The organism is Lentibacillus amyloliquefaciens, from assembly GCF_001307805.1.
In the GTDB taxonomy this organism is placed as follows: domain Bacteria; phylum Bacillota; class Bacilli; order Bacillales; family Amphibacillaceae; genus Lentibacillus; species Lentibacillus amyloliquefaciens.
Genome location: NZ_CP013862.1, coordinates 821,790 through 846,638 on the forward strand (window position 1 = coordinate 821,790; position 24,849 = coordinate 846,638).

Consider the following 24,849-nt stretch of genomic DNA (forward strand, 5'->3'; position numbering starts at 1 on the left):
TCAAAGGAGAGAATCGAATATGAATGAAATCAAATTAAATGAAAAGCAAATGGAATTAGTCAGAGATTGTAGAGAGTTGCAAAAGGAGTTGAAGCCGAATCATGGCGAGAAAACAGATGAGAAATTAATCGAATTGGCGTTAAACACCTATAAATGGTTCATGCAAGAAGATTTAAAGTTAAGAGAAGAAGGATATTAATTATTCCAGCACCCATCTCATTAAGGTGGGTGCTTTTATTCAGATAAATTATACTAAATATAGTATACTGAATATTCTTGACATTATCGTTAAGATGGTGTATTATAGAATTAGGTCAAAGATAGTCAAAGTCAAAAAATAATTTAAAAGGAGAGAATTTTTTGGAATTAGAGAACACTAAAAATGTTAAAGTAGAAGCAGAAGAACAAGGTTATAAGATAATAGGATTGATGACAGGCAAAGACGTTGCAGATCAACAACGTGAAGGGTTAAGGTATCAAGCAATTTTGCAATCACTTCAAGATACGTTAGATGATGAAAGTTTTAAGCAATTAGATGAAGAAGATAAAAATGAATATTTACATAATTTGCTTTCTGGCAATGAAGATTTAATTGGTTATTTGTCCAGTCCTTATTACTTTCAGAAACACGGTAATAGAAAATTATCTCATTTCAGGTCAGATGAGGATATATTTTGCAATCGGCTATCAATATTAGCAACATTCCTGATTAAAAATATGGAAGATGAAGAATATCCGTATGCCAAAGACAATCAGCCAAGTAATATGATGAATATTAGTCCTGCTTATCATGCGTCATTTTTCTGGTGGGAAGTTGAAAAAGACGTTGTATATACTGATATATTAGATGACTACATGGCAAAGTCAGATGAGAACAACCTAAACGAAAAGCAGAAACAAAAGAATAGGAAACAAGAAATAATAGATAATTTACATAAATATTCTGATCTTGAAACAGCATACAACGATTATAAAGAAATGGGAATGGAATATGGCTTTGACATGGACGACTACACTAAAAGTGAACGTAAACTGATTCAGGACAGATGGATTGAAGAATTTGAAAGTAGACATATTAAAAATCCAAAACGTCATTTAAGTCAGTTACGGAAACAATACAACCATATTGGTTACGAGTTGTCATCAATGTTATGGCAGAAACAAAATGCAACGCAATCCAATAAGAAAAGTCAACCGAAGTTTCACGTTGATTATGATGAATTGGTTGACGATTTACTTGACTTGTCAGATTCTAAGCACGTTGCAGGAATGTTAAATATTATGCGTAACATGCAGAAAAAGAAATATCATCCTTTATATCTTGACCTAAAACATAAGTATCGTGATGAACACGACAAATTTATGCTATTCATATTTGAAGAATTTGAACAGGCAATTAGACATACGGATTTAGATGATGTACATAGAACGATTGTTAATTTGATCTTAGATAATGTGAAGGATTATTCGATTTATCAAGTTGAATTGTGCGAGGACATATTAAAGCAAAATGGCAATGAACATCTGTCACAGCAAAAAATGGTAGTCAATCCTTATGAGTTAATCAAGCAATACGTTGACAGTAAGTATAATTATAATAAGTCAAGGGCAGACATAATCAGAATCATCAATAATACCATAAGCCAAAAGATTGCCAGTACATATCAAGCGTTGCAAGATGATGTAAACTTTACAATGTGTACAAGTTGCGAGCAATATAAGCCACAAATACAAGACAACTTTGGTAAAGATAGCCGTAACAAAACAGGTTTCAAGTCAATTTGCAAAAAATGTGATAAAGAAAATCAAAGAAAAAGGTTGACTTCATAACATACATAATGTATAATATTTAGATTACACGAAAAATATGTAATTTTAGCAATATTCTTTCTATTAATAATGTAGGGGATTGTACCGAAATTAAACATTTAGTTTTGTAGAATTATAAGTCATTCACATTTTGACTTCCACTTTTTGATTGAGTAGTCGTTACGGCTACTCTTTTTATTTTGCTTTCCATTCATATTTATGAGTTGACATAATATATCACTTTATCATGTTAAAGGGGGTCTAAAATGGATTTATCACAGATACCGATTGATATGATTGTTCAACAAGGTATTTTTGCAGTATTGTTTGTGTGGCTATTTATAGCAACTAGAAAAGAATCAAAGGAACGTGAGGACAGGTTGAATCAACAGATTGATAACCAAAATCGGGTACAAGGTAAGATTGTTCAGACGCTAGAACGTTTAGAAACGAAAATTTCACATATCACAAATAAAGGAAGTGATAAATAATGGCAGAAATTACAGAATTAGGTTATGAGAATCTAAGGCGATTAATAGTTGATTCTATTGCAACCGTTGAATTAAGTGATGACCAAGGCGGATATGTTGTTAGAATTAATACAAGTGACGACAACGTAACATGGATACACCCAACAAAAGAAATTACAGTTTGGGACGAATATGGGAATCAAGTACCTATTGAAGTGCCTGATACGCAAACACTACAATTACAAGTTGTTGTTACTGGTACAGACGCAGGTGTCACACTTCCTGCAACATTTACAGGTATTAAATTAGAAGATGCAACTACAGGTGATGTTGTTAGCGAAGAAACATTTACACCATTCGAGATGACGCAAGATGCTGACGAAATTACTATCACGCATAATATTGAAGTACCGCAACTTTAAGGCGGTGATTAAATGGCAACTTTAATTTCGACACCACAAGATTTAGATAATATTAGAAATAATTTAAGTGGTACGTTTGAACTGACACAAGATTTAGATATGAGTTCATGGGGCAATTGGACACCAATAGATGATTTTGGTGGTATCCTTGATGGCAAAGGTTATGTTATAGACAATTTAACCGTTGACATAACCAGTAATGATGCAGGGCTTTTTGGTAGGAATGTTACCTTATCTGATCGAACGCACATATTAAATCTTGGTTTAACTAACGTCAATATATCAACAACTGGCAATAGAGTAGGTGCTTTGTATAGTTATTTTAGATCAAATGATGGTCTTATTGAAAATTGTTATGTTAAAGGCGGTACAGTAAACGGTGCATTAATTGTTGGTGGTATTGTTGGACTGTTTAGGGATTCGTCAATTATACGTAATAGTTTTGCAGAATTAGATGAAATCCATGCAACAGATGAAAGAGCAAATGGATTTATTGACGTTATTTATAGTGGTGTTACAGCAGAGAATTGTTATGCAGTCACACACAGTTTGACAGCAGGTGACATGAGTACCGTATATGGATTTAACTACTTGCAAGATGGTGCAATTGTCAATAATTGTTATTGGGATATTGATACAAGTGGCGTGACTCAATCACATTCAGGTACGGGGCTAACAACAGCAGAAATGCAAACACAATCATCTTATAATGGTTGGGATTTCACAAACACATGGGGAATGGCAGAATATCCATATTTACAGATGTTTGGTGCGCCTACTATTCCATCTAAACAAGTAACTAGAATTATTACATCTTATGTAAATGAGATTCATTCTCAATTAGATGTTCAATTACCACCACAGACAAAGAATATTACAGTAAATTCACATGTTTCACCAATGTCGAGCAACACAGAACGAAATGTAGCGACTTTTAGGAATGTAATGACTTATGTATCACCAATCCATTCAAACGTCACCACAAGCGTTAAATCGTCTAATAAAGAGATACGTGATGTTTCTGGTCATGTGAAACCGATTTATTCCAATGTTTTAGTTGAAATTTATCGAGAACCATTATCAGTTACAAGAAATTTAGTAAGCCATATTAAGCCAATACAAGCAAATGTAGATATAATTACATCTTTAGACAAATTGCCTATGATTGGCTATGTGAGTGTTGTAGAGAATCCTTCTATGACTGAAATATATACTAATCCGTCTTATTCTACACATGTAGAAAATCAATCATATTGTGAGGTGGTGAAATGATTTATTCAGGCGATACAGTCAGGTTAAAGTGTCACTTTAAGTCATTGAATGGTCAATCAGTAGACCCTACTAATCCAACTTTGACGACTTATGACACAGATCAAACACAAATTGAACAGATTAACTTAGATGACACCAATAAAGAAGATGTTGGTGTCTATTTTGTGGATTATCAAGTCCCTGATGACAAACAAAAAATTATATTTGAGTTTAGAGGGGAACATAACTCTAATCCAATCGTGGTTAGGGATTCGTTAGAAATTAAATTTAATTAATAAGGAGAGATTTGAATAATGTCAGAAGAAAATTTTACACATACAGATGAACAGGTTCAGGAAGCAATTCAAAATGCTAAGGCAGAATGGCAGGAACAAGAATTAAATCCAATCGTGGCTGAACGTGATGATTTGATGCAGTATAAGCCACATGAGCCAACAGACGCAGAGAAAGAGTTCCAGCAGAAACAAACAGATTTATTTAACAAACAAGTTGACTTTGAGTTGAAGCAAGCAGGATTGGCTGATTTCAAAGAAGTTGTAAAAATCAATGATGAAGAAGAATTATCTGAAACAGTCAAGTCATTGGGCAAAGTGGTAAATAAGATTAAAGTTGATTCAGGTTATGTTCCTGAAAATCATGCACGTGATGACGAATACAGTAAATTTGAGAAAGATGGCAATACGCAAGGCATGATTGGTACTAAGTTAGCAAATTTATTCAAGTAACACTGGGAAATATTTCCCAATAATATATAAAACTAAAATACTAAAGAAAAGGAATGATTAATTAATGTTTACACATAATAACTTTACCGCAGCAGAGCAGTGTAACTGCTAAACTAAAATGGACAGTTTTTGCTCGATAGAATTGAACACTTTCTGCCCCAAAATAATCCCAATTTCAGTTAAACTAAGTATAAAATAACTGAAGTTATGGGGGAACGAGAAGGTGTTTAAATTAGAAGTGATAGTGCAAGTGCATCAATTAAAAAGACAGGGTTTTAAAATTTCAGCCATCGCTAGAAAGTGCAACTTATCGAGAACGACTGTTTATGAGTATTTAGAAAAAGACTTTGAAGAAGCTTGTAGGTGGGTGGATGTGTTGAGAACAAGAAAGCGAAAACTGGATCCTTACCAGGACCATATCCTGGGGTGGTTAAAAGAACACCCGGATTTATCAGTTTCACAGATTTCGGATTGGTTAGAAGAACGTTGTTCTTTTACGGATGTAGGTGATAGTACCGTCCGAACTTACGTCAGAGAACTGCGCGAAAAACATCACATACCCAAAACCTTTACGTTCCGTCGTTATGAGGCATTGGAGGAATTACCGAAAGGTCAACAACTACAAGTTGATTTTGGAGAAATAAAAGTCCCGACGTTTGAGGGGAAATGGAAGAAGCTATACGTCGTTGCCTTTGTCCTATCCCACTCTCGTTACAAATATTCTGAGTGGCAGGATCGCCCTTTTACGACGCATGATGTTTTACGCAGCCATGAAAATGCATTTGAGTATTATGACGGTATGCCTGAGGAAATTGTATATGACCAGGATAAATTAATGACGGTAAGTGAAAATGGAGGCGATATTATATACACAGAAGCGTTTCAGTCTTATAAACAACAGAGAGGATTTTCCGTTTATTTATGTAGAGCAGCAGACCCTGAATCTAAAGGGAAGGTTGAAAATGTGGTGAAATTCATTAAACAAAACTTCGCTAAGAATCGTGTCTTCCACCAAATAGAGACCTGGAATGAGCAATGTCTGGCATGGCTTAAAAGAAAAGGTAATTATCAAGTGCACAATACAATAAAAAAGAGACCTGTCGAAGTGTTTGCCCTAGAAAAGCCACACTTACGAAAAGTCTCTTCTCCACTCTCTTTCGAGAGTAACCATAGGTTAAGTATAACAAGGACTGTGCATAAGGACAACATTATTAAATATCAATCGAACCGTTATTCCGTTCCACTTGGAACGTATCAACCTCATGGTGATAATACTGTTTATCTTAGAACTGCAGAAAACAAGCTTATTATTGAAAAGACACCTGGAGGTGCACCGATAGCGACTCATCCCCTTTCCTTAGGAAAAGGGCAACTGGTCAAGAACAACAATCATTTCAGGGATAGATCAAAAGGCATTAAAGCCTATATGGATACCGTAAAAGCTTCTTTTGATGATCAGGATAAAATACAATTATTCCTGGAAGCAATTTATGAGCGATATCCCAGGTATATACGAGATCAGCTGCAAATTGTACAACGGGCAGCTAAGGATTTCCAGCCGTTTATTCAACCAGCTTTGAATATTTGTATTGAACAAGCTTTATGGAGCGCCAATGACTTTCATGACGTCGTAAAACATCTCTCAAAAAAGAAAGAGTATGAAAATAGAGCTCTACTATCTGATATTCCGACTATAGAGACGTCCACCATTCATTACCAAGAAAGAGCATCGTTAAGAGAACTGGACGACTATCTTAAGATTTTAGGAGGGGTATAGGTTGGAATACTCAGTGGAAAATTTACAACAGCAGCTTAAGAATTTAAGACTGTCAGAGACATCAAAAGCATTACCAAGTTTTTTAAGGAAAGCAGAAACCCATTCATGGACCTATCAAGAATTTCTACGTGAATTACTTACGTATGAAGAAAAACGACGTGAAGAAAAAACAATAGAAAAACATCTGAAATGGGCAAAGTTTCCTTATCAAAAAACGCTAGATGACTTTGACATTCAAGAACTGCCATCGCTTAGTGAGCGACAATTAAGGCAGCTACAGGAACTAAATTGGCTTGAAGAGTCATTTAATCTCATATTTTTAGGGCCACCAGGGGTGGGAAAAACACATATAGCAATAGGATTAGGATTAGAAGCCATCTATAAAGGTCAGCGTGTATCGTTTATATCCATGGGAGAACTAGTACCTCTATTAAAAACGGAAGAATTCCTACGGAAATCACAGCTTAAAATGAAACGCATTAGAGAGGCCGATCTCGTCATAATAGACGATCTTATGTATATGGCTATGGATCAAAACGAAGCCAATTTGTTTTTTCACCTTATTAATCATCTGTATGAACGAAGTTCTATCATACTGACATCTAATAAAGGCCCAGAAGCATGGGGAGGATTACTTGGAGATCAGGGAATCACCACGGCGATCTTAGATCGCCTCCTCCATCGCTCGGAGATTATTCACTTTGAGGGGGAAAGCCATAGAATAAAATATCGAGAGTCTTTGTTTCCGGCGAAAAGTGTTCAAAATTAATGAGCAAAAAGTGTTCAAAACTACTTGACGGTTACAAGCAGGTATCACTAAGTCAGGAGATTGCAAAAATTGGGGTGCAAAGTACACCATTTACATCTATGTTGATGGCAAAAGGTAGTATTGAGAAAGCACTGTCAACTGTTTATACGTGGAGAGAAAAGACGCTTGATACTACTTCTGATATTAGTGCAGAAGAAGGTGCAGAAACGACTACATTCTATGAATCTGCAAGGGCTGAACTGAACAACGTTCTTGAAATCTTCAAGAAAGGTGCAAGTGTTAGTGGTTCAGCACAAGCCATGCAACAAGGTCAACTTTCCGCAGAAGTAAATGATCGTTTGCTAGAACTGAAAATTAATATGGAAAATAAACTAATTAATGGTACTAAAGATGACGGTTCTTCAAGTGGTATTCGTAAGATGCAAGGATTGGTTAATTTCGCAGAAGCAGGTAACGCAGTTGATGTTACTGGCGGTGCTATGACAGAACAAGCAATCAAGGACGCTATGAGAGCATTGTGGAATCAAAACTTGGCGGAAGGTCAATACTATGCACTTGTTAATGCTGATATTAAAGAAGATATTGACGCTATCTATCAAGATCGTTACAACTACAGTCATATTACTACTAATTTCGGCGCAATCGCTGACAGTGTAAACACAAACTATGGTACAGTCAACTTTATCCTAAGTAAAAATGTTCCAGCAGGTCAAGCAGTATTCTTTAATGATGCTTATGTTGATCTTGCTTACTTGCGTGAGCCACACTTTGAGCCACTTGCGAAATCAGGTGACAGTGTTAAAGGTCAGGTAATCGCTGAATCCACTCTTAAAGTTGGTTCAGCCAAAGCGGTTGGAATCGTAACTGTTTCAGCATAATACATAAATAATTAGAGGGTATCCGTATGGGTATCCTCTTTTTTTAAATCAAAAAGGAGTAAATGGAAAATGAGCGAACGAGAGGAGTTATTAATAAAACGTAGACGTAAAGGTATCAGTCAAAAATTTCTATCAGAAAAATTAAATTGCAATCAGTCATTAATTTCGAGATGGGAAAAGAATCAATGTAATATGTCAGACGAAAAAATAAGCAAATATAGAGAAATAATAGAATTTCAATAAAATGACTCTTTTAATGAGTTTTTATCCTTCAAATAGGGTAGCAAATTAAAGCAAATCAAAGAAAAACAGAGATTGATAATCAAAAAGTGGAGGTGAAAGTGTGAAGAATACAGAATAGTCCATTTCCTTGACCGTTTAGGAAATAAAACGCAATCCTAAACATTAATGGTCGTGGAATGGCAGGAAATAACAAATAAGAATACAGCCGAGTAAGTTGGAAGTGGAAGATTTGATTCTTTCACATAAAAAATGAAAAAAGAATTAAAGGATAAATTTCCGAATTGGTGTTTCATGGCTCAACCCTTAGCAGTCACATTGACAAATGATATTGATAGTTTGGTTGGTTGTGCGATTGAACAAAAAGTAAATGGGAATCAAATTAACTATTTCTATGATTTTGATAATGTCTATAAAATGGACAAAAATGTCCAAAAGCCATCACTAGGGATTGATCTTGCTTTGACATATGGAAAATGTTGGGATAATCATGTAACACGTATAAATAAAGATAGCAAAGTTAATCCAAATTCAGCCAACATAAACAGCATATTAAATATATCAGGCGACAACTACTTTGATAAATATGCAGGTAGCACAGCATTGTTGATGTGGTCATTCTATGATTTGCCTTTACCTAAAACAAAGGAAGGTAAGATGTTGTTATTGTCCATTGACAGTTCATTTCTTGGTCACTATGACGACAGATTTAAAGAAGTGCATAATGAATATTTAGAGTTGTTAGGATTTGAAGAATTGATTGATTTACTCAATGACACAAATAAGCAAGATTACTATGATCTGATTCGGGAATATAAGTTAAGTTCGGACATACAAATTGATGAAAATGGCTATTTACTTACAGATTTGCCAATTGAGATGTTGTCAGAAGCCCTAAATTTACAATTAGATTTACCTTTACAACCATTCCATTTGCAAACTCAATATACAAACAAATATGGAACGGTAAAAGGAAACGAATCAGGAAGGTTAAAGCCGAATGTAATTAGTTTTGCATTGACTAATAAGAGATTTTATAAATATACAGTTAAAGATACAAAGGAGATTAAAATATGACAGTTAAAAACGAGCAATTATTTTATTGTTACAGTCGGGTGCTTTCAGATTTTATTTATAAGGAATCAGGAATTGTACCTTTGACCGTTGCGATCAATCCTAAAAGTAAGAATACGTTTAGTTTGTATGCGAAGTCACCTGAACTTCAGAAATGTTTAGACGCATATAAAGCACAAAATAAGTAATAAAATTTGATGTACAGATTTAACACAAAATTATAGGTATCCAATTTGATGTACAAAATGTACACTGTTTTTGTAAAAATGATGTACAAATTTGACATCTTTTTGGATAGGTGGTATACTAAAATCATGTACAAATCATACATAAAATTAATACGTTTACAATGTAACTATATTTACAATATAACTATACAAATAGAGTTTTATTGTTTTCGTTTACACTTTAAGTTCAAGTTCAAAAGTCCAAGTTCAAAACCATCTTCCACATCAATAATTGTTGGTTGGTTGTTGGTTAAATATAAATTTTAAAAGTAGGGAGAATCAGTAAATGTCAAAAGGTAAAAGTATTCGATTGTACAATGTGTTCAGGGAAGTGGGTAGCGAATATCATTTGTCAGTTGACGAATTGTATCTGTATTCTGTTTTAAGAAGATTGATAAACTATAGTTCAGAAACATTGGTAACTATTGATTTATTAGACAAGTATACTAGACAATACAGTGATATTCAATTCCATAGTCGAAAAGGTGAAAGTAGACCAATTATTAAAAATTTATTATTGTCTTTGATTGAAAAGGGTGTTATTGAAACTGATGAATCATTGACAAGTAAAAGCAACCAACTATTCAAAATTACATTTAGTGAAATGTCAAAATTAGGTGGATATGAAAGTATCCATTTTAGTAAGTTTGATTCTGTCACAGATAAGACAATGTTTTATATTTACTTTGTTGTTGCAAGTTGGAAGGGTAACGGTGTCTTTTTAAGTTCGTACAATAGATGGGCTGAAATATTAGATATGACACCTACAACAGCAAAGAAATATGTTGATTCAGCAGTAGACAAAGAAGTTATCTATTGTAATGTCGGTGACTATTCAGATGGTGAAATAAGATCAGGTCAAAAGACACGTAATCCTAATCAGTATTCCATTTATCCATTTGAAGAAGAAGAAAAATCCAATATGCAACGTAAGCAGGATAAAGAAGAAAAATCTACACCTGTAACAATTGGTGATGATTGGGGCGAAAGTAGCAAATATCCATTTGACACTGGTAATTGGGTGAATAAAAATAATTTAGATGTTGATGATTATGTTATCTATATTGAACGTAAACGAAAAGATGACCATGTTTCTAAGGATTTTGTGGCTGAATGTGACAAGAAACGTAAACGTATTATGAACGGTAATGATAAATTTAAACATATTGACAAGAAGAATATGGAACTAGCAAAAGATAAGATTGTTGAACGTGAACAGCAGAAAAAGGAAGATTTGGCAGAACAACAAAAACAAACGAAAATAGATAAGATTAAAGATGGTCAAATTGTTGTCGTGAGAGATAATGAAGATGTTTACCTAGACAGCATTAATGACGTTCAAATAAATGATGAATTGTATCGTGTTCAAGTGATGGATAGTCCGTTTGATGGTGATAGTGATTATTTGAGTGAACATTCCATTTTTAACATTGTAACAAAAGAAAATCAAGATTATGAGGTCTATCATAGTTATTCTGATGATGTTTTAAGTCAGTTGTTAGATAAGTTCAGAGAAGTTTATTCCAATTATGACGAGTTTGATGTATATAATATTGGATTAGAGTTAGAGAAATTCAGGAATGAGTTACTTGAAACATACAATGAGAACAAAGAATATGATGAAGTTTGGGAAGAAGATATTATTAGTTTAGATGATGGCAGAAATATTACCTTACAGCAACGTATAAACGAATATGAAAGCAAAGTAAAAAGAATTGATTTAACACAGTCCTAGACATTGTTCTAGGGCTTTTTTATATCCTCGATCAATCACATATAGAGTAGGAGTTCCGATATTTTAAGGGGTTATAGTACAAGCCGAATTGCATGGCACACAATGGAAGTACAAGTTAACAACCTGACTAACAACCTAACAGTGGGGTTGTTATTTAAAAGTTAAAAAATCATCAAAAAGGGTGAATCAAATTATGGAAAATCGAAGTGAATTAATTGAAAAAGAACGAATATTAGAAAAAAAGTATGAAGAATTTAAAGCAATACAAGATGAACGTAATGATAAACGTATGAGACAGTTAAAGTGGATTGAATATATTAAGGAACGGGTCATCAATAATCTTGAACACACCATTGTTATGAATCAAAAATTAGAACAATTTAATAAAAAATTAAAGTCAATGGTAGGTGATAAAAAATGAAATCAGAATTAGATCAGCGTTTAAAGCAGATTAATTGGAAAAAAGCAGAATACTTCAAATGGAAATTTGATATTCGATATGACCAGCGTAGAGAGAAGAAATCAGAAGAAGAATTAATCCATTATACACAAGTTAAAACCATGAACAGTTTCTATGATTGGGAAAAGACAGCAGAATATAAGGCACTCTTACAATTATACATGGAAATTCGTTCAACGCATGATTTTGAAGAAATATATAATTTAGTTGCAAAACGTGCAAAGGAAAAAGGCGAGGATAAAGACGTTAAATTATTCTTGAAGTTGCAAGATGAAATTAAAGGTAACAGAAAAATTGTAAATGAGATATTTAATAAACAAGATGATGATGAAGTCGAAGATGACGACTTAGAGATATAGAGAATCGGGGGTGATTGAATGGCTTTAACTAAAAAGCAAAAGTTGCAGAAAATATTTAATTCCTTTGAGTTGTTTAGTCGCAATTTTATACATATTGTTAATACGCAGAATCAAACTGTACCTATGGAATTAAACCTTGCACAACAAGAAATAAATGACATGATGACAGATAACCGTTACATTATAATCAACAAAGCCAGACGTGCTGGTATTAGCAGTATGATGCTTGCTAGAGCAATCTTTGATGCTGTTAGACAGCCAAACAGTAACATATTGATTGTGTCGTATGAAGGGGATAGTGCTAAGGCACTCTTTAACACGTTAAAATTTATGAACGAAAATCTGCCAAGGGTAAAATATCCTAATCTGTTCCCTGATACCAAAAGAGATAATAAGAATGAATTGTTGTTAGAAAATGGTAGTCGTGTAGTGAGTACCGTTGCAGGATACAAGGATATTGGACGTGGAATGTCAATCAGTTGGGCACATTTATCGGAATTTGCCTTCTATTCTAATCAGGAAGAACAGTTATTGTCTATTGAACAAGCATTGATAGATAAGGGTAGAATATCCATAGAAACCACCAGTGCGGGCATAAATAACCATTATTATAAGTTGTATCAGCAAAGTAAACGAGGTAACTCAAAGTACAAAAATTACTTCATTCCGTGGTTTCACCCATTTTATAGGGAATCCAAAAAAGGTGAATATGACGAAGCAGAACAGTGGTATAAAGCCCAAACTGGCGATAGGTTACGGAAAAAGGATTTAAATGAAGAACAGATGCGTCTATATGAACAAGGTGCTAACCTGAAACAGTTAATGTGGCGTGAGTATAAGTTACAAGATATGAAAATAGAAGAATTTTATCAGGAATACCCCAGTAATGACATGGAATCGTTCATCAGTACCAATAGATCTGTGTTCTCACAAGAAAAAGTCCTTGAACGTATTAATTATGTTATGCCTGATATACCGTTAAAGGAATTAAGTGGTGTTCCTGATAGTTTGCAGAAATACATAGGCAAAGAATTGAAAATATTTCATGAGTTTAATCCTAAGAAACGCTATTATGCAGGTGTGGACGTGGCACATGGTTCAGGCAATGGCGACAGTTCCACTTGTACGATTATAGATGACGAAGGTGTAGAGGTTGCTTCACTTGGAACGAATAAATTACCAGTTTATCAGTTTGCAGATGTACTTTATGACCTTTTGATGTGGTATGGACAGCCATTTACAGCGATTGAAAGAAATAACGTTGGTATTGTGTTAATTGAAAAAATGCGTGATGAATACCAACTGATGAACTTGTACAAGGAAAAACTCTTTGACCAGAAGGGTAAACGTAAGAGCCAGTTAGGTTTCACAACTACTGTACATAGTAAGCCGATATTATTAGAGAAATTTAAAGAACATTTTGAACGTGGATATATACTATTAAATGACACTGAAACTTTAGAACAGATGCAAATTTATCAAAACGTAAATAATAAAATGGGCAATAAACAAGGTACTGATAACCATGATGACAAAGTAATTTCAGCGTCATTGGCAAACTTGGCTAAAGACCAAAATAAGTGGTATATCTAAGAGTTTCCCAGTTGTGGGGAATGTGAATAAATCAATGAAAGGAATGATGGCATGGACTTACAAGAATATATCAAGAACAGATATGATGGACAGTTTCAGAAATTTGTAATGGAAGAAATTAATAGCGTTCCACAACAACAGCATATTCGTCAAATTATTGATATTAAAGAGTATCTTGGCAAGAATCAGCATAAAGTCAACACTAGACCAAATGAAACATTTAATGGTAAAGAGATGGAAGTCGAACGGATTACATTGAACTATGCAAAGCAAATCGTACAGTTTACTGTTAATTTCTTACTTGGCAGGAATCCAGTACAGTTGTCAGGTGTAGAAGATGTGGTTCAGGAACTCAATCGAGTATATAAGAAAGCCAAATACCATAAGATTGATTATAGATTGTTAGGTGACTTGGTACGATATGGGGAAGCGTTTGAATATGTGTATGTTAAAGATGGGCAAATATATAGTCAAGTCCTAGATGTGGCTGAATCGTACCCTATTTATGACCCTGAAACAAATGAAATGCTTGCCTTTATACAATACTATCATAGCGATTATGTGGATTTCTATGTTGTGTTTACTGATGATGTTGTTGCTAAATATAATAATAGTCAAGGGGAAGATATAAGGTTAGTTGAGCAAAGACCTAACATAACTGGCTTGCCTATACATTATAAGACAGATAATGAGGTTGACAGTACAAGAGGACACAGCCCATTGAATGATATTATAGATATATTAGATAGTATGGAGAACCTTCTTAGTGAAGCCATAGACGGATTTGGACGATATATTACGGGAACGCCTGTTTCTATTGGACAGCAACTAACTAATGTTGAGTTACCAAAGCATGGTAATGGTGTTGGGATTGCTCTTGATGATGATGCAGATTTTAAATATGTGACGAATGAATTTGACCATAAGGCGTTTGAGAGTTTATATGGTACATTGCGTAATGCCCTCATGGATATATCCAACATGCCGAACATATTATTAAATGGTGGCAGTACAATCAGTAACGTAGGCGATATTGCAGTTGAATCAATCTTCTATTTGTCATTGATTAGAGCAAATATGAATAGTAAGTATTTACAAGATGGATTTGAACAGAGATTAGATAAGATCAGAAATGTATTGGCTATACAAGGTATTACATTTGATGATGATGATTATGAAGAAACGTCATTCGTGTTCAGTCCTGATATGCCGAAAGATACCACACAACTGATAGAAAATATTGAAAGTTTAAAGGGTATCGGTGCGATTAGTACGGAAAGTGTGTTGGATAATGTGTCATTCTTGGATAAGGTGAGTGAGATGGAACGATTGGCAAATGAAGGTGTGGAACAGGATAGCGGAAATACAGTTGATGAATAGTATTGCCAGTGATACATGTTGAGTTCTGTTATAGCAAATAATACTAGATGTAGTATTGTATAGAAATGTTGATGTGATGGGGAATAATTGGGAAATAATAAATGTTGAAAAATTTTCGCTGTTACAATAGAAATACTTCGAGACACGAAATAAATATATAAAATTACACAAGAACCCTGAAATCGCAGTGATACAAACCATTTTCTGTTATAGCGTATTTTCATTGGCGGTCATAAATGATCGGCTGTTATATGCTATTGTCGTACAATGAGTATTATAAGACATAAAATACTGTCATATCAGGGTTCATATGGTTGATATATCTTATAGATAGATTAAGCAAAAATTCACTGGGGTGATGGGTGATTCGCTGTTATAGTCCAAAAATGCCAGCAATGCAGAGGTTCGGCTGTTATAGGCGTGTGTGAGGTTATAAGAGGTGTAAACATAGGCAAAACGCTTGTATATGGGCTTATATGGCGATATTTCACCCCCTCATTCTCAGAGGTCGGCATAGCATACCAAATTTTGTACGCACGGAAAAAAATAAGGAATATGGGGGCTTTCTAATAATATATCACAATATCTAATCTAATCCAATTGTACACCCTTTTTTGAAAAAATTCAAACTATAGGAAAATTTTTCTTGTAATTATAGGAAATTTGACCTATACTATAAGCGAAAAGGGGGATTATGGAAAATGAAGAAATTTTTACTTATTTTGTTTACTTTGTCCATTGTATTAGTTGGTTGTGGGATTGCAGAAAGTGTAGAACCTAATGAGGAAAAAACAAATAGTATTAGTGAGAGTATACTAACTTACGATAATATTTCCCCATATATAAATGATGAAATCGAGTTTATCAATGAAGGGTCGGTAAGATATGAAGGGTACGACCTTTATGACTACACTATTAGTTTACAAGCATCTAATAGATTTAATGAATTAACTAAAGATGAAAAGTATTATAAAATGGTTGATATAGTTAAAAAAATTATGGATGATTATTATAACGGTGATTTGGATTGTGATGTTGAAAAAACAGGATGCTCTATTGAAAATATCGAAGTTATATCAGGTGAAGATACTTATAAAATAGATTATGAAGAATGGGAAAGTGACCATAACTATACGATTAACATTAACTCAGGTGAAGAATACAAACCTAAAGCAGAACAAGATAAAGTATCTGCCAGTGTGGATAAATACTTTGAAGAAAAGGATAATCAAGATACCGAAACTACTATTGATAGTAAAAACGGAAATGATTGGATAAATTTAACTGATAATCAAAAATTTCATGCGGTATCTAATGCCTTTTATAACTTAGATAATCAAGGATATACAATCACGGAAACTGAATATTATTATATTAGTGCTTTAGATGAATTTTATTCAGATAGCACTACAAGATCAACATCTGTAAATGAAGCGTTAGCGTCTGTCGGCACTATGTCTGGAACAATATACAAATAATAACAATTTTACCTATCCTTCAAATTTGAGGGGTATTTTTTATTATCTATAAAGGAAGGTGTACAAATGAACAATATCCAACGCTTAGAAATGGAAACAAAAGGTATCCAACTAGATCAATCGGAATTAATCATCTATCTCGAAGAAAATGACTTGCAACCACATCAAGAATACAATGCTAAATCAGCCACCAACAAACGTAATATATATAAATCGGCTTTATCTGTCCTTGAATCAATCGCAAATTCACCTGAAACGCTTAAAAATATTAAAAGTGAAGAATTATCTGTATCAGATTTTGCCACTAATATTCAGAACAGAATAGACCAATTGGAATATAAAATTAGAATGTTAAAAACTGACGAGCAAGCACAATATAACTCAAATACATTCTTCTTATTTGATCGGTAAAGGTAGGTGATAAAATGTTACAAGAATCCTTTAACCAATTATTAAATCAATTTTCTGTACCAATTCAATTGAATAGTGAAACCAACTCACGTAAAGCAATTATTACAAGTCAATCTGTATCTGATTCAATGCCTAATTTTGATGACAAAAATATTCAAACAAATTGGGAAATCAATCGTGGCGACATTATTATTTATTACAATGTAGAATATCTGATTATTACTGATGTTCAAGCGAAACGGTCTTATGGTTATATGGCAACTATGCGTCCAATGTCAAATACACTTCAATATACGTACATGACAGAAGGCGAATATTATTATGACCGTCTTGGAAATAAGGTGTACACAGAAGAACCAAAAGAGGTGACATTAGATTTACCTTGTATTGCGTATCAGGAAGGTACGCCAACCTTAGATGGTGGTCAGATTGTTGTACCTGATAATCGTATTACGGTAATTATGCCTGATAATGAATCAAGTCAGAAACTTCAAATGAACACAGAACATCAATTACTAAATCACAATTATAATATAGTAGATATTAATTTGCTTCAATCAGGTTTACGTATTTTTACAATGGAATGGGTTCAATCATCTTCATAATAATAATGTAGAAACTCGAAAAAAATTAACCACAACATACCATTATATTGGACAAAGCCATTCTTTTATGCTATATTTTACTTATCAGAAAAAGTGGTTCGGAAAAATGCCTTAACCCTTGATGTGTCAATGATTTGGTTTTATTCATTACCAACCGTCGCAGAAAAAAATCAATCAAATGATGCGGTCAATGAATAACCAACAGCAAGAAAAAGGTAAAGGTAAAGGAAAGTAACGGCTATTATTCATAAAAATTGCTCAAATCCCTCTGTTATCTCATTATATCAGGGGGATTTTATGTATGGGCCAATTTAAAAAGTTGAACTTAAAATATAAGTGTTGCTTTATTGTCAAAAACAGTTTCGGCTTGCGCTGCGCACATCTGATAATATATATTCAGGGCATAGAGTAGGAGGCGTATCATGTCAGAAGAAATTAATGTCTTCATAGCTTTTGGCGCGGGATTATTATCATTTATCTCTCCTTGTGTTTTACCGCTCTATCCGGCATTTCTTTCGTATATTACCGGTATGAGTGTTAATGAATTAAAAGATGAAAATAACATGCTTACCAGGAAAAGTATTTTGCATACGGTATGTTTCCTGATTGGCTTTTCACTCGTTTTTATTATGCTCGGGTTTGGCACTTCTTTTATTTCCGAATTCCTGCAAGCCAACAGGGATATTATCAGACAAATCGGCGCCATATTAATTGTGTTTTTTGGACTTGTCATTGTAGGGGTCTTTAATTTTAAATTTCTTATGAAAGACCGAAAAATCACTTTCAAGAATCGCCCGGCAGGCTTTTTTGGATCTTTTATCATTGGTTTGGCTTTTTCGCTGGGATGGACACCTTGCATGGGACCCATATTAGTCATTGTCATTTCACTGGCCGCTACAAATCCTGATTTGGGCATGATAATGATGATAAGTTATATACTTGGTTTTTCTATACCATTTCTCGTATTATCATTTTTTGTCGGAAAAATGAAGTGGATCAAACAGAATAGTGCTAAACTAACCAAAATTGGCGGTTATATTATGGTATTCATGGGCATCGCTTTATACTTTGACTGGATGGCTGATTTGACCGCATTTCTGGCAGCGCTGTTTGGTTTCAGCGGTTTTTAAGACGGCCGATGAATTTTGCTGAATTTGAAGCGGTCAATATGTTACAATAAATTCAACATAAAAGCGTCGAACAAAGAAAAGGAGTAATAGCTGAATGTATAAACCAAATGATCTTATTTTGCGTACTATAACATCACTGATCGCTTTTATTCTGTTGGGTTTTTCGATTTATTTACTGTTTGCAGGCCATAATTCACCAGGCGGAGGATTCGTTGGTGGACTGATGACTTCTGCTGCAATTGTACTGATGTACATGGCATATGGAATAACCGTATTGGAAAAGTTCCTTCCGCTGAATTATCGAAAAATAGTGCCACTTGGCTTATTGGTCGCAACAGGAACAGGTTTGGGTTCTTTTCTGTTTCAGCAGCCATTTTTATCACAAACCTTTGATTATTTCCATTTTCCTGTTTTAGGTGAGCTGGAACTTGCAACCGCGATGCTATTTGATCTTGGTGTTTATTTAACAGTATTTGGTGTTACGATAACCATTATTTTATCGATCGCCGAAGACCGGTAACGTCTATGCTATACCAGTAAAGGTATTACATTTTGCAATCTTATGTGCCGGGAGAAATCGACACTGATTGATAACAAGAGAAAGAGTTGATGACCAATGTTCTGGCTGACAGCAAGTACGATTGTTGCAACCTTTATGGCGATTGCGATGATTGCCATTCGGTTGAAGGCCGCTAAAAAACCGGCAACTGTAAAAAAAATTATATTGCCTCCATTGTTTATGAGTACAGGTGCATTCATGTTTTTGTTTCCTGTGTTTCGGGTGGACATGCTGCAAGTATTGGAAGCCATCGTAATCGGTGTCATCTTCTCTGTATTTTTAATCAAAACTTCTAAATTTGAAATTAAAGAGAAGGACATATATTTGATTCCATCTAAAGCGTTTGCTTTTATTTTATTTGGTTTGTTGTTCATCAGGATTATTATAAAACTGGTGATTGGCTCGACGATTTCATTTGGCGAAACGAGCGGTATGTTTTTCCTTCTTGCTTTCGGGATGATTGTAACATGGCGTCTGGCTATGCTTTATAAATTTAAAAAGCTTGAAAAAAATCTTGTAATTAATCGGAACGCTATATAAAATGGCAGCCCCTTTCTTAACAGGAGCTGCCATTTATTATATTCATTAAGAACTTATTATTTGCCGGTATTTTTAAGAGAATTGACCTTTTCTGACGACATTTTTTTATAACGGGACTTCCAATTATCCGCATAATTGCTGCGGGATAACTCAAATAAATGCTCATACGGTTCAACATCGATTTCTTTTTCTTTTAATTTTTTTCTTAAAAATTTATGATCCCTTTTAGGCGTCGCCAGAATATAACCTTCAATTAATGTATCCTGAGTTATGTGACGGTTCTCTTTCTTTAAGGCTATTTCCCCAATTTTTCCGGCAATTTTATGTCTGGCCACATCTCTGAATAATTCAGGGACGGGTGAAACCAATTCTTCAAGCAGTGACTTTTCAGTTTCTTGCCACAGATGACTTGTATTATTTACATAGTACTCTTCCCATTCCATATTTGAATGGCCGTCTTCTTTTGGAAGCTGCTTCAGGAATTTACGGAACATAAAATAACCGCCGATTCCCATTAGGCTGATCATTAAAAATCCCCAAAAAATGATCAGTATATCGTCTATCATTGACATATTATCACCTATTTTGCTTTATTATTTAACAATATTTTCCTTTAATTTTTTATTTTTATGGGCTATTATATTATCTAATGATACTGATGAATCATCAAAATTAATTCAGGTCATGAGCTTTTTACATAAATTAAGAATTGTATTATAATTTAGACTGGCTACATAGTTTCATTCATACATATATTAGCATATATTCGTTAAATTTGTCATATGAATGATTGATAATCAATCAAGCAAGGAGGGGGAAGGGTGAGCAATCGTTACCGGGATGAACCATTTGATATAAACGAAGACGAGAAACATTCAATTTCAATTCAAAACCTTCGCGAATTTTATAATTTTGCTTCATTGCCTTCTTCAATTCTTAAGTGGATAGATCGGAATATGGCGGGATTCATCACTTTATGGAACCAGGACGGGGAGGCTGTTTTCATATCAAAAACAGCGGAAGACATACTGGGCTATCCCATCTCTGAAATGCTCGGTACAAACTGGTCTGATTGGGTTTCCGCTGCAGACATTTCTCACGTTAAAAATAATATCGATTACATCCAAACAATAAAACAAACGATTCATCTTAACGTACGGAATGCTTCCGGCAAAAACATATGGACCGAAAATCAGGTGGCAGGTATTGAAGATACAAATGGGAAGCTATATTATATCTCTGCCACAAAGGATATCACGGATAAAAAAGACGCAGAAGAGCTAATGATACGGTCTGAAAAGATGTCAGTTGCCGGTCAGCTTGCAGCAGGCGTTGCACATGAAATCAGGAACCCTCTCACATCAATAAAAGGTTTTTTACAGTTATTGCAAGCCGGTGTGAACAGGGAAGACGAATACTACAAGATTATGGTTGATGAGATTGAAAAGATGGAAACAATTACCTCAGAGTTATTATTTATTTCAAAACCTATGACAGATCATAAAGATAAAGAAAACCTGAGGGAAATGATCGATGATGTTGTGACTCTGCTCATACCTCAAGCGAGATTAAAAAATATTGAGGTGCTGTACAATCAGCAGTCGGATCAGGTGGTGACGTGTGACCGATCTCAAATCAAACAGGTTTTTATTAATCTTTTGAAAAATGCAATTGAAGCGATGGAAGAACCAGGGTGCATAACTGTTAATAACTATCCGGAAAATAACCAGGTTTATATTGATATCCTTGATGAAGGGCCCGGTATAACTGATGAAGTTCTGAATGAGATGGGGGAACCTTTTTTTACGACAAAACAAAACGGTACAGGACTCGGTTTGATGATTACGAGACAAATTCTTGAACGACATGAAGGAAGCCTTGAAATAATGCGAAATGAAACGCATGGAAGCACATTCAGGGTCATTTTGCCAAATCTGTGAGATAAATGGAAATAAACTATAAATGTAATCTTATAAGTATTTCTTATCACATTTAATAACTTATTAATATATACATTTTCACTATATATTGATTGTTTTATAGAATCATTTCTTATAAGATATAATCGTAGAAACTTTTTTGCAGATAGCAAATATTAAAGATTTTATCTGCATAAATGAGGTCAAGTTTATGCCATATTCTATGGTTATAAGCTGGATTTCTTATCAAATCGTAAGGTGTTTTAGAAAAGATGAAAGAGAGGGGTAAAGCTGTTATGGGTATTGATGCAAAAAAGCAGTTTGAATTAAATGGCAAAACGTATAATTACTACCAGTTAAAAGCCATTGAAGATGCAAATCTTGGGAACGTTTCCCGGCTGCCATTCTCTGTGCGCGTATTGCTTGAATCACTTATGCGTCAGAAAGATGGCCATGTCATAAAGGACGAACATGTTGAAGAGTTGTCGAAATGGGGTACAAACGACACCGGTGATGTTGATGTGCCATTTAAACCTTCCCGGGTCATCTTGCAGGATTTCACCGGTGTACCAGCTGTAGTTGATCTGGCCTCACTCAGAAAAGCAATGGTTGATATGGGTGGCGAGCCGGACAAAATAAATCCGGAAGTGCCGGTAGACTTGGTTATCGACCATTCTGTACAAGTCGACCAATATGGCACCCCAAATGCATTGCAAGCCAATATGGAGCTTGAATTTGAACGAAATATGGAACGATATGAATTTTTACACTGGGCACAAAAAGCATTTGATAATTATCGTGCTGTACCGCCCGCAACAGGTATCGTCCATCAGGTGAATCTTGAGTATATAGCAAATGTGGTGCATGAGCTTGAAAATGAAGACGGCACATATGATGCATTTCCTGACACACTGTTCGGTACAGACTCACATACGACGATGATTAACGGTCTTGGTGTTCTGGGCTGGGGCGTAGGCGGTATTGAAGCTGAAGCTGGCATGCTTGGTCAGCCATCCTATTTCCCTGCACCGGAAGTGATCGGTGTTAAATTTACAGGAAGTTTTCCGCAAGGTACGACAGCAACTGATCTGGCCTTAAAAGTTACACAGGTGCTTCGTGAGAAAAATGTTGTCGGGAAATTTGTCGAATATTTCGGACCAGGTTTGCAAGATATGCCGCTTGCCGATCGTGCAACCATTTCCAATATGGCACCTGAATACGGAGCAACTTGCGGCTTTTTCCCGATTGATGAAGAAACACTAAGCTACCTTCATTTAACCGGGCGCAGTGATGAACAAATTGAACTGATTGAAAAGTATAGTAAAGAAAATGACCTTTGGTATTCACCTGATCAGGAAGATCCTGCGTATACTGAAGTGGTTGAAATCAATCTTTCAGAACTTGAGCCAAACTTGTCCGGGCCTAAACGGCCGCAAGATTTAATCGCACTTTCTGATATGAAAGAAGAATTCAATAAAGCTATTACGGCACCGTCCGGTAACCAAGGCTTTGGAATGGACAAGTCAGAGTTTGATAAGGTTGCCACAGTACAACATCCAAATGATGAAACGTCCGTCATGAAAACAGGTGCGCTCGCTATTGCAGCAATCACATCCTGTACAAATACGTCTAACCCATATGTTATGCTTGGTGCCGGACTGCTCGCGAAAAACGCAGTTGAAAAAGGGTTGAAAGTACCTGAGTTTGTCAAAACATCCCTGGCTCCAGGTTCCAAAGTCGTGACGCGCTATCTTGATGATTCGGGGCTTCAAACATACTTGAATGAGCTCGGTTTCAATCTGGTCGGCTATGGATGTACGACATGCATTGGTAACTCAGGACCGCTCCGCCCGGAAATTGAAAAAGCAATCGAAGAAAGTGATTTGACCGTTTCATCGGTCTTGTCAGGCAATCGTAACTTTGAAGGGCGTATCCATCCGCTCGTCAAAGCAAACTATCTGGCATCACCGCCATTAGTCGTTGCATATGCTTTGGCAGGATCGGTTGATGTTGACTTGACTAAGGATCAGCTAGGCACGGATGCTGATGGTGAACCGATTTACCTTGAAGATATCTGGCCATCAATGGATGATATTAAAGACACTGTTCAATCAGTTGTGAAACCGGAAATTTTCCGGAAAGAATATGAAAGAGTATTCGATTCCAATGAAAAATGGAACGAAATCAAAACAACGGATGAACCATTATTTGAATGGGACAGTGAATCAACTTACATTCAGAATCCGCCGTTTTTTGAAGGACTGTCACGTGATGCAGGCACGGTTGAATCGTTGAGCGATTTGCGTGTTATTGGTAAATTCGGTGATTCAGTTACAACTGACCATATCTCGCCTGCCGGGGCTATTGCCAAAGACATGCCAGCCGGCCAATATCTGCAGGAAAAAGGTGTATCACCAAGAAACTTTAACTCATACGGTTCCCGCCGTGGTAACCATGAAGTTATGATGCGTGGTACGTTTGCAAATATCCGAATCCGCAACTTGCTTGCACAAGGCAAAGAAGGCGGCTATACAACTTATTGGCCAACCGGCGAGTTGATGCCATTTTACGATGCCAGCATGCAGTATCAGGAAGATGGCACCGGATTGATGGTTATCGGCGGAAAAGATTACGGTATGGGTTCTTCCAGGGACTGGGCCGCCAAAGGTACAAACCTGCTTGGCATTAAAACAGTTATCGCAGAAAGCTTTGAGCGTATCCACCGCTCGAACCTGGTCATGATGGGTGTTCTGCCATTGCAGTTTGAAAAAGGTGACAGTGCAGATAAACTGGGATTGACCGGTCAGGAAACGTACAATGTGGAATTTGATGAAAGTGTTAAACCGCATGACCGCATTAAAGTAACGGCGGTTGATGAAAATGGAAAAACAATTGAATTTAACGCTATTGCACGTTTTGACAGTGACGTTGAAGTTGATTATTACCGTCACGGCGGTATTTTGCAGATGGTATTGCGCAATAAGCTGCAAACTACAGGTGACACAGTGCAATAAGAT

Annotated in this window: 27 protein-coding genes; 26 read left to right on the forward strand and 1 reads right to left on the reverse strand. The window is 35.3% G+C overall.

The window, feature by feature from the left end:
• The first annotated feature begins 19 nt into the window (after positions 1–19).
• The 24 genes from AOX59_RS04075 to AOX59_RS04190 all read left to right on the forward strand — a co-directional run bounded on the left by AOX59_RS04075 (position 20) and on the right by AOX59_RS04190 (position 19,913).
• A complete protein-coding gene (locus tag AOX59_RS04075) occupies positions 20–199 on the forward strand; it encodes a hypothetical protein (protein WP_068442203.1) in 180 nt (59 codons plus the stop codon).
• A gap of 161 nt (positions 200–360) precedes the next feature.
• A complete protein-coding gene (locus AOX59_RS04080) occupies positions 361–1,830 on the forward strand; it encodes a hypothetical protein (protein WP_068442206.1) in 1,470 nt (489 codons plus the stop codon).
• 245 nt (positions 1,831–2,075) lie between these two features.
• Entirely contained in the window at positions 2,076–2,300 is a 225-nt protein-coding gene (locus AOX59_RS04085; protein WP_068442209.1) for a BhlA/UviB family holin-like peptide, read from the forward strand.
• Positions 2,300–2,701, forward strand: coding sequence for a hypothetical protein (locus tag AOX59_RS04090; RefSeq protein WP_068442211.1), 402 nt, complete (start codon positions 2,300–2,302; stop codon positions 2,699–2,701). Before AOX59_RS04085 ends, AOX59_RS04090 begins: the two co-directional genes overlap by 1 nt.
• A 12-nt stretch (positions 2,702–2,713) precedes the next feature.
• On the forward strand, positions 2,714–3,973 hold the full coding sequence (locus AOX59_RS04095; RefSeq protein WP_068442215.1) for a M26 family metallopeptidase: 1,260 nt from the start codon (positions 2,714–2,716) through the stop codon (positions 3,971–3,973).
• Positions 3,970–4,248, forward strand: a complete 279-nt coding sequence (locus tag AOX59_RS04100) for a hypothetical protein (RefSeq protein ID WP_068442218.1) — start codon at positions 3,970–3,972, stop codon at positions 4,246–4,248. Before AOX59_RS04095 ends, AOX59_RS04100 begins: the two co-directional genes overlap by 4 nt.
• 18 nt (positions 4,249–4,266) lie before the next feature.
• Complete coding sequence (locus AOX59_RS04105) at positions 4,267–4,698, forward strand: hypothetical protein (RefSeq protein ID WP_068442221.1); 432 nt, start codon at positions 4,267–4,269, stop codon at positions 4,696–4,698.
• Positions 4,699–4,921: 223 nt separating this feature from the next.
• On the forward strand, positions 4,922–6,475 hold the full coding sequence (istA, locus tag AOX59_RS04110) for an IS21 family transposase (protein WP_068442224.1): 1,554 nt from the start codon (positions 4,922–4,924) through the stop codon (positions 6,473–6,475).
• Between the two features lies 1 nt (position 6,476).
• On the forward strand, positions 6,477–7,244 hold the full coding sequence (istB, locus tag AOX59_RS04115) for an IS21-like element helper ATPase IstB (RefSeq protein ID WP_068441521.1): 768 nt from the start codon (positions 6,477–6,479) through the stop codon (positions 7,242–7,244).
• A complete protein-coding gene (locus AOX59_RS04120) occupies positions 7,244–8,122 on the forward strand; it encodes an SU10 major capsid protein (RefSeq protein ID WP_068442228.1) in 879 nt (292 codons plus the stop codon). The genes istB and AOX59_RS04120 overlap by 1 nt, the downstream gene beginning before the upstream one ends.
• Before the next feature lie 69 nt (positions 8,123–8,191).
• Positions 8,192–8,365, forward strand: a complete 174-nt coding sequence (locus AOX59_RS04125) for a helix-turn-helix domain-containing protein (RefSeq protein ID WP_068442232.1) — start codon at positions 8,192–8,194, stop codon at positions 8,363–8,365.
• Positions 8,366–8,614: 249 nt separating this feature from the next.
• Complete coding sequence (locus AOX59_RS04130; protein ID WP_068442235.1) at positions 8,615–9,439, forward strand: hypothetical protein; 825 nt, start codon at positions 8,615–8,617, stop codon at positions 9,437–9,439.
• Positions 9,436–9,624, forward strand: a complete 189-nt coding sequence (locus tag AOX59_RS04135) for a hypothetical protein (protein WP_068442238.1) — start codon at positions 9,436–9,438, stop codon at positions 9,622–9,624. Before AOX59_RS04130 ends, AOX59_RS04135 begins: the two co-directional genes overlap by 4 nt.
• Before the next feature lie 325 nt (positions 9,625–9,949).
• Positions 9,950–11,398 (forward strand): hypothetical protein, encoded by a 1,449-nt coding sequence (locus AOX59_RS04140; protein ID WP_068442242.1) that lies wholly within the window; start codon positions 9,950–9,952, stop codon positions 11,396–11,398.
• Positions 11,399–11,591: 193 nt separating this feature from the next.
• Positions 11,592–11,819 (forward strand): hypothetical protein, encoded by a 228-nt coding sequence (locus AOX59_RS04145; protein WP_068442245.1) that lies wholly within the window; start codon positions 11,592–11,594, stop codon positions 11,817–11,819.
• The gene (locus AOX59_RS04150) at positions 11,816–12,217 is read left to right on the forward strand and encodes a hypothetical protein (protein ID WP_068442246.1); all 402 of its coding nucleotides are present in this window, start codon (positions 11,816–11,818) and stop codon (positions 12,215–12,217) included. Before AOX59_RS04145 ends, AOX59_RS04150 begins: the two co-directional genes overlap by 4 nt.
• An 18-nt stretch (positions 12,218–12,235) precedes the next feature.
• Entirely contained in the window at positions 12,236–13,810 is a 1,575-nt protein-coding gene (locus AOX59_RS04155) for a terminase large subunit (protein ID WP_082684122.1), read from the forward strand.
• A gap of 51 nt (positions 13,811–13,861) precedes the next feature.
• Positions 13,862–15,190 carry a phage portal protein gene (locus tag AOX59_RS04160; protein WP_068442248.1) on the forward strand — a complete coding sequence of 443 codons (1,329 nt, stop codon included), beginning with the start codon at positions 13,862–13,864 and terminating at the stop codon, positions 15,188–15,190.
• Between the two features lie 701 nt (positions 15,191–15,891).
• Complete coding sequence (locus AOX59_RS04165; RefSeq protein ID WP_068442250.1) at positions 15,892–16,668, forward strand: hypothetical protein; 777 nt, start codon at positions 15,892–15,894, stop codon at positions 16,666–16,668.
• Positions 16,669–16,734: 66 nt separating this feature from the next.
• On the forward strand, positions 16,735–17,079 hold the full coding sequence (locus AOX59_RS04170; RefSeq protein WP_068442252.1) for a hypothetical protein: 345 nt from the start codon (positions 16,735–16,737) through the stop codon (positions 17,077–17,079).
• Positions 17,080–17,093: 14 nt separating this feature from the next.
• The gene (locus tag AOX59_RS04175; protein WP_068442255.1) at positions 17,094–17,684 is read left to right on the forward strand and encodes a hypothetical protein; all 591 of its coding nucleotides are present in this window, start codon (positions 17,094–17,096) and stop codon (positions 17,682–17,684) included.
• 422 nt (positions 17,685–18,106) lie between these two features.
• A complete protein-coding gene (locus AOX59_RS04180; RefSeq protein WP_068442256.1) occupies positions 18,107–18,814 on the forward strand; it encodes a cytochrome c biogenesis CcdA family protein in 708 nt (235 codons plus the stop codon).
• 94 nt (positions 18,815–18,908) lie between these two features.
• Complete coding sequence (locus AOX59_RS04185) at positions 18,909–19,334, forward strand: Na(+)/H(+) antiporter subunit B (RefSeq protein ID WP_068442258.1); 426 nt, start codon at positions 18,909–18,911, stop codon at positions 19,332–19,334.
• A gap of 96 nt (positions 19,335–19,430) precedes the next feature.
• Positions 19,431–19,913, forward strand: coding sequence for a CcdC family protein (locus AOX59_RS04190; RefSeq protein WP_068442260.1), 483 nt, complete (start codon positions 19,431–19,433; stop codon positions 19,911–19,913).
• Between the two features lie 56 nt (positions 19,914–19,969).
• On the opposite strand, the gene AOX59_RS04195 is transcribed toward AOX59_RS04190, so the two are convergent.
• Positions 19,970–20,485 carry a DUF2621 family protein gene (locus AOX59_RS04195; protein WP_082684123.1) on the reverse strand — a complete coding sequence of 172 codons (516 nt, stop codon included), beginning with the start codon at positions 20,483–20,485 and terminating at the stop codon, positions 19,970–19,972.
• A gap of 249 nt (positions 20,486–20,734) precedes the next feature.
• On the opposite strand from AOX59_RS04195, the gene AOX59_RS04200 reads away from it, so the two are divergent.
• Together AOX59_RS04200 and acnA are read left to right on the forward strand one after the other, a co-directional pair.
• A complete protein-coding gene (locus AOX59_RS04200; RefSeq protein ID WP_237049369.1) occupies positions 20,735–21,853 on the forward strand; it encodes an ATP-binding protein in 1,119 nt (372 codons plus the stop codon).
• Positions 21,854–22,128: 275 nt separating this feature from the next.
• Positions 22,129–24,846, forward strand: coding sequence for an aconitate hydratase AcnA (gene acnA, locus AOX59_RS04205; protein ID WP_068442268.1), 2,718 nt, complete (start codon positions 22,129–22,131; stop codon positions 24,844–24,846).
• Positions 24,847–24,849 lie beyond the last annotated feature (3 nt).

Excerpts from the sequence above, each read along its gene's own strand:
- AOX59_RS04075 (WP_068442203.1), top strand. The coding sequence starts at position 20 with ATGAATGAAATCAAATTAAATGAAAAGCAAATGGAATTAGTCAGAGAT.
- AOX59_RS04085 (WP_068442209.1), top strand. The coding sequence starts at position 2,076 with ATGGATTTATCACAGATACCGATTGATATGATTGTTCAACAAGGTATT.
- AOX59_RS04090 (WP_068442211.1), top strand. The coding sequence starts at position 2,300 with ATGGCAGAAATTACAGAATTAGGTTATGAGAATCTAAGGCGATTAATA.
- AOX59_RS04095 (WP_068442215.1), top strand. The coding sequence starts at position 2,714 with ATGGCAACTTTAATTTCGACACCACAAGATTTAGATAATATTAGAAAT.
- AOX59_RS04100 (WP_068442218.1), top strand. The coding sequence starts at position 3,970 with ATGATTTATTCAGGCGATACAGTCAGGTTAAAGTGTCACTTTAAGTCA.
- AOX59_RS04105 (WP_068442221.1), top strand. The coding sequence starts at position 4,267 with ATGTCAGAAGAAAATTTTACACATACAGATGAACAGGTTCAGGAAGCA.
- AOX59_RS04120 (WP_068442228.1), top strand. The coding sequence starts at position 7,244 with ATGAGCAAAAAGTGTTCAAAACTACTTGACGGTTACAAGCAGGTATCA.
- AOX59_RS04125 (WP_068442232.1), top strand. The coding sequence starts at position 8,192 with ATGAGCGAACGAGAGGAGTTATTAATAAAACGTAGACGTAAAGGTATC.
- AOX59_RS04130 (WP_068442235.1), top strand. The coding sequence starts at position 8,615 with ATGAAAAAAGAATTAAAGGATAAATTTCCGAATTGGTGTTTCATGGCT.
- AOX59_RS04135 (WP_068442238.1), top strand. The coding sequence starts at position 9,436 with ATGACAGTTAAAAACGAGCAATTATTTTATTGTTACAGTCGGGTGCTT.
- AOX59_RS04140 (WP_068442242.1), top strand. The coding sequence starts at position 9,950 with ATGTCAAAAGGTAAAAGTATTCGATTGTACAATGTGTTCAGGGAAGTG.
- AOX59_RS04145 (WP_068442245.1), top strand. The coding sequence starts at position 11,592 with ATGGAAAATCGAAGTGAATTAATTGAAAAAGAACGAATATTAGAAAAA.
- AOX59_RS04150 (WP_068442246.1), top strand. The coding sequence starts at position 11,816 with ATGAAATCAGAATTAGATCAGCGTTTAAAGCAGATTAATTGGAAAAAA.
- AOX59_RS04155 (WP_082684122.1), top strand. The coding sequence starts at position 12,236 with ATGGCTTTAACTAAAAAGCAAAAGTTGCAGAAAATATTTAATTCCTTT.
- AOX59_RS04160 (WP_068442248.1), top strand. The coding sequence starts at position 13,862 with ATGGACTTACAAGAATATATCAAGAACAGATATGATGGACAGTTTCAG.
- AOX59_RS04165 (WP_068442250.1), top strand. The coding sequence starts at position 15,892 with ATGAAGAAATTTTTACTTATTTTGTTTACTTTGTCCATTGTATTAGTT.
- AOX59_RS04170 (WP_068442252.1), top strand. The coding sequence starts at position 16,735 with ATGAACAATATCCAACGCTTAGAAATGGAAACAAAAGGTATCCAACTA.
- AOX59_RS04175 (WP_068442255.1), top strand. The coding sequence starts at position 17,094 with ATGTTACAAGAATCCTTTAACCAATTATTAAATCAATTTTCTGTACCA.
- AOX59_RS04180 (WP_068442256.1), top strand. The coding sequence starts at position 18,107 with ATGTCAGAAGAAATTAATGTCTTCATAGCTTTTGGCGCGGGATTATTA.
- AOX59_RS04185 (WP_068442258.1), top strand. The coding sequence starts at position 18,909 with ATGTATAAACCAAATGATCTTATTTTGCGTACTATAACATCACTGATC.
- AOX59_RS04190 (WP_068442260.1), top strand. The coding sequence starts at position 19,431 with ATGTTCTGGCTGACAGCAAGTACGATTGTTGCAACCTTTATGGCGATT.
- AOX59_RS04195 (WP_082684123.1), bottom strand. The coding sequence starts at position 20,485 with ATGTCAATGATAGACGATATACTGATCATTTTTTGGGGATTTTTAATG.
- acnA (WP_068442268.1), top strand. The coding sequence starts at position 22,129 with ATGGGTATTGATGCAAAAAAGCAGTTTGAATTAAATGGCAAAACGTAT.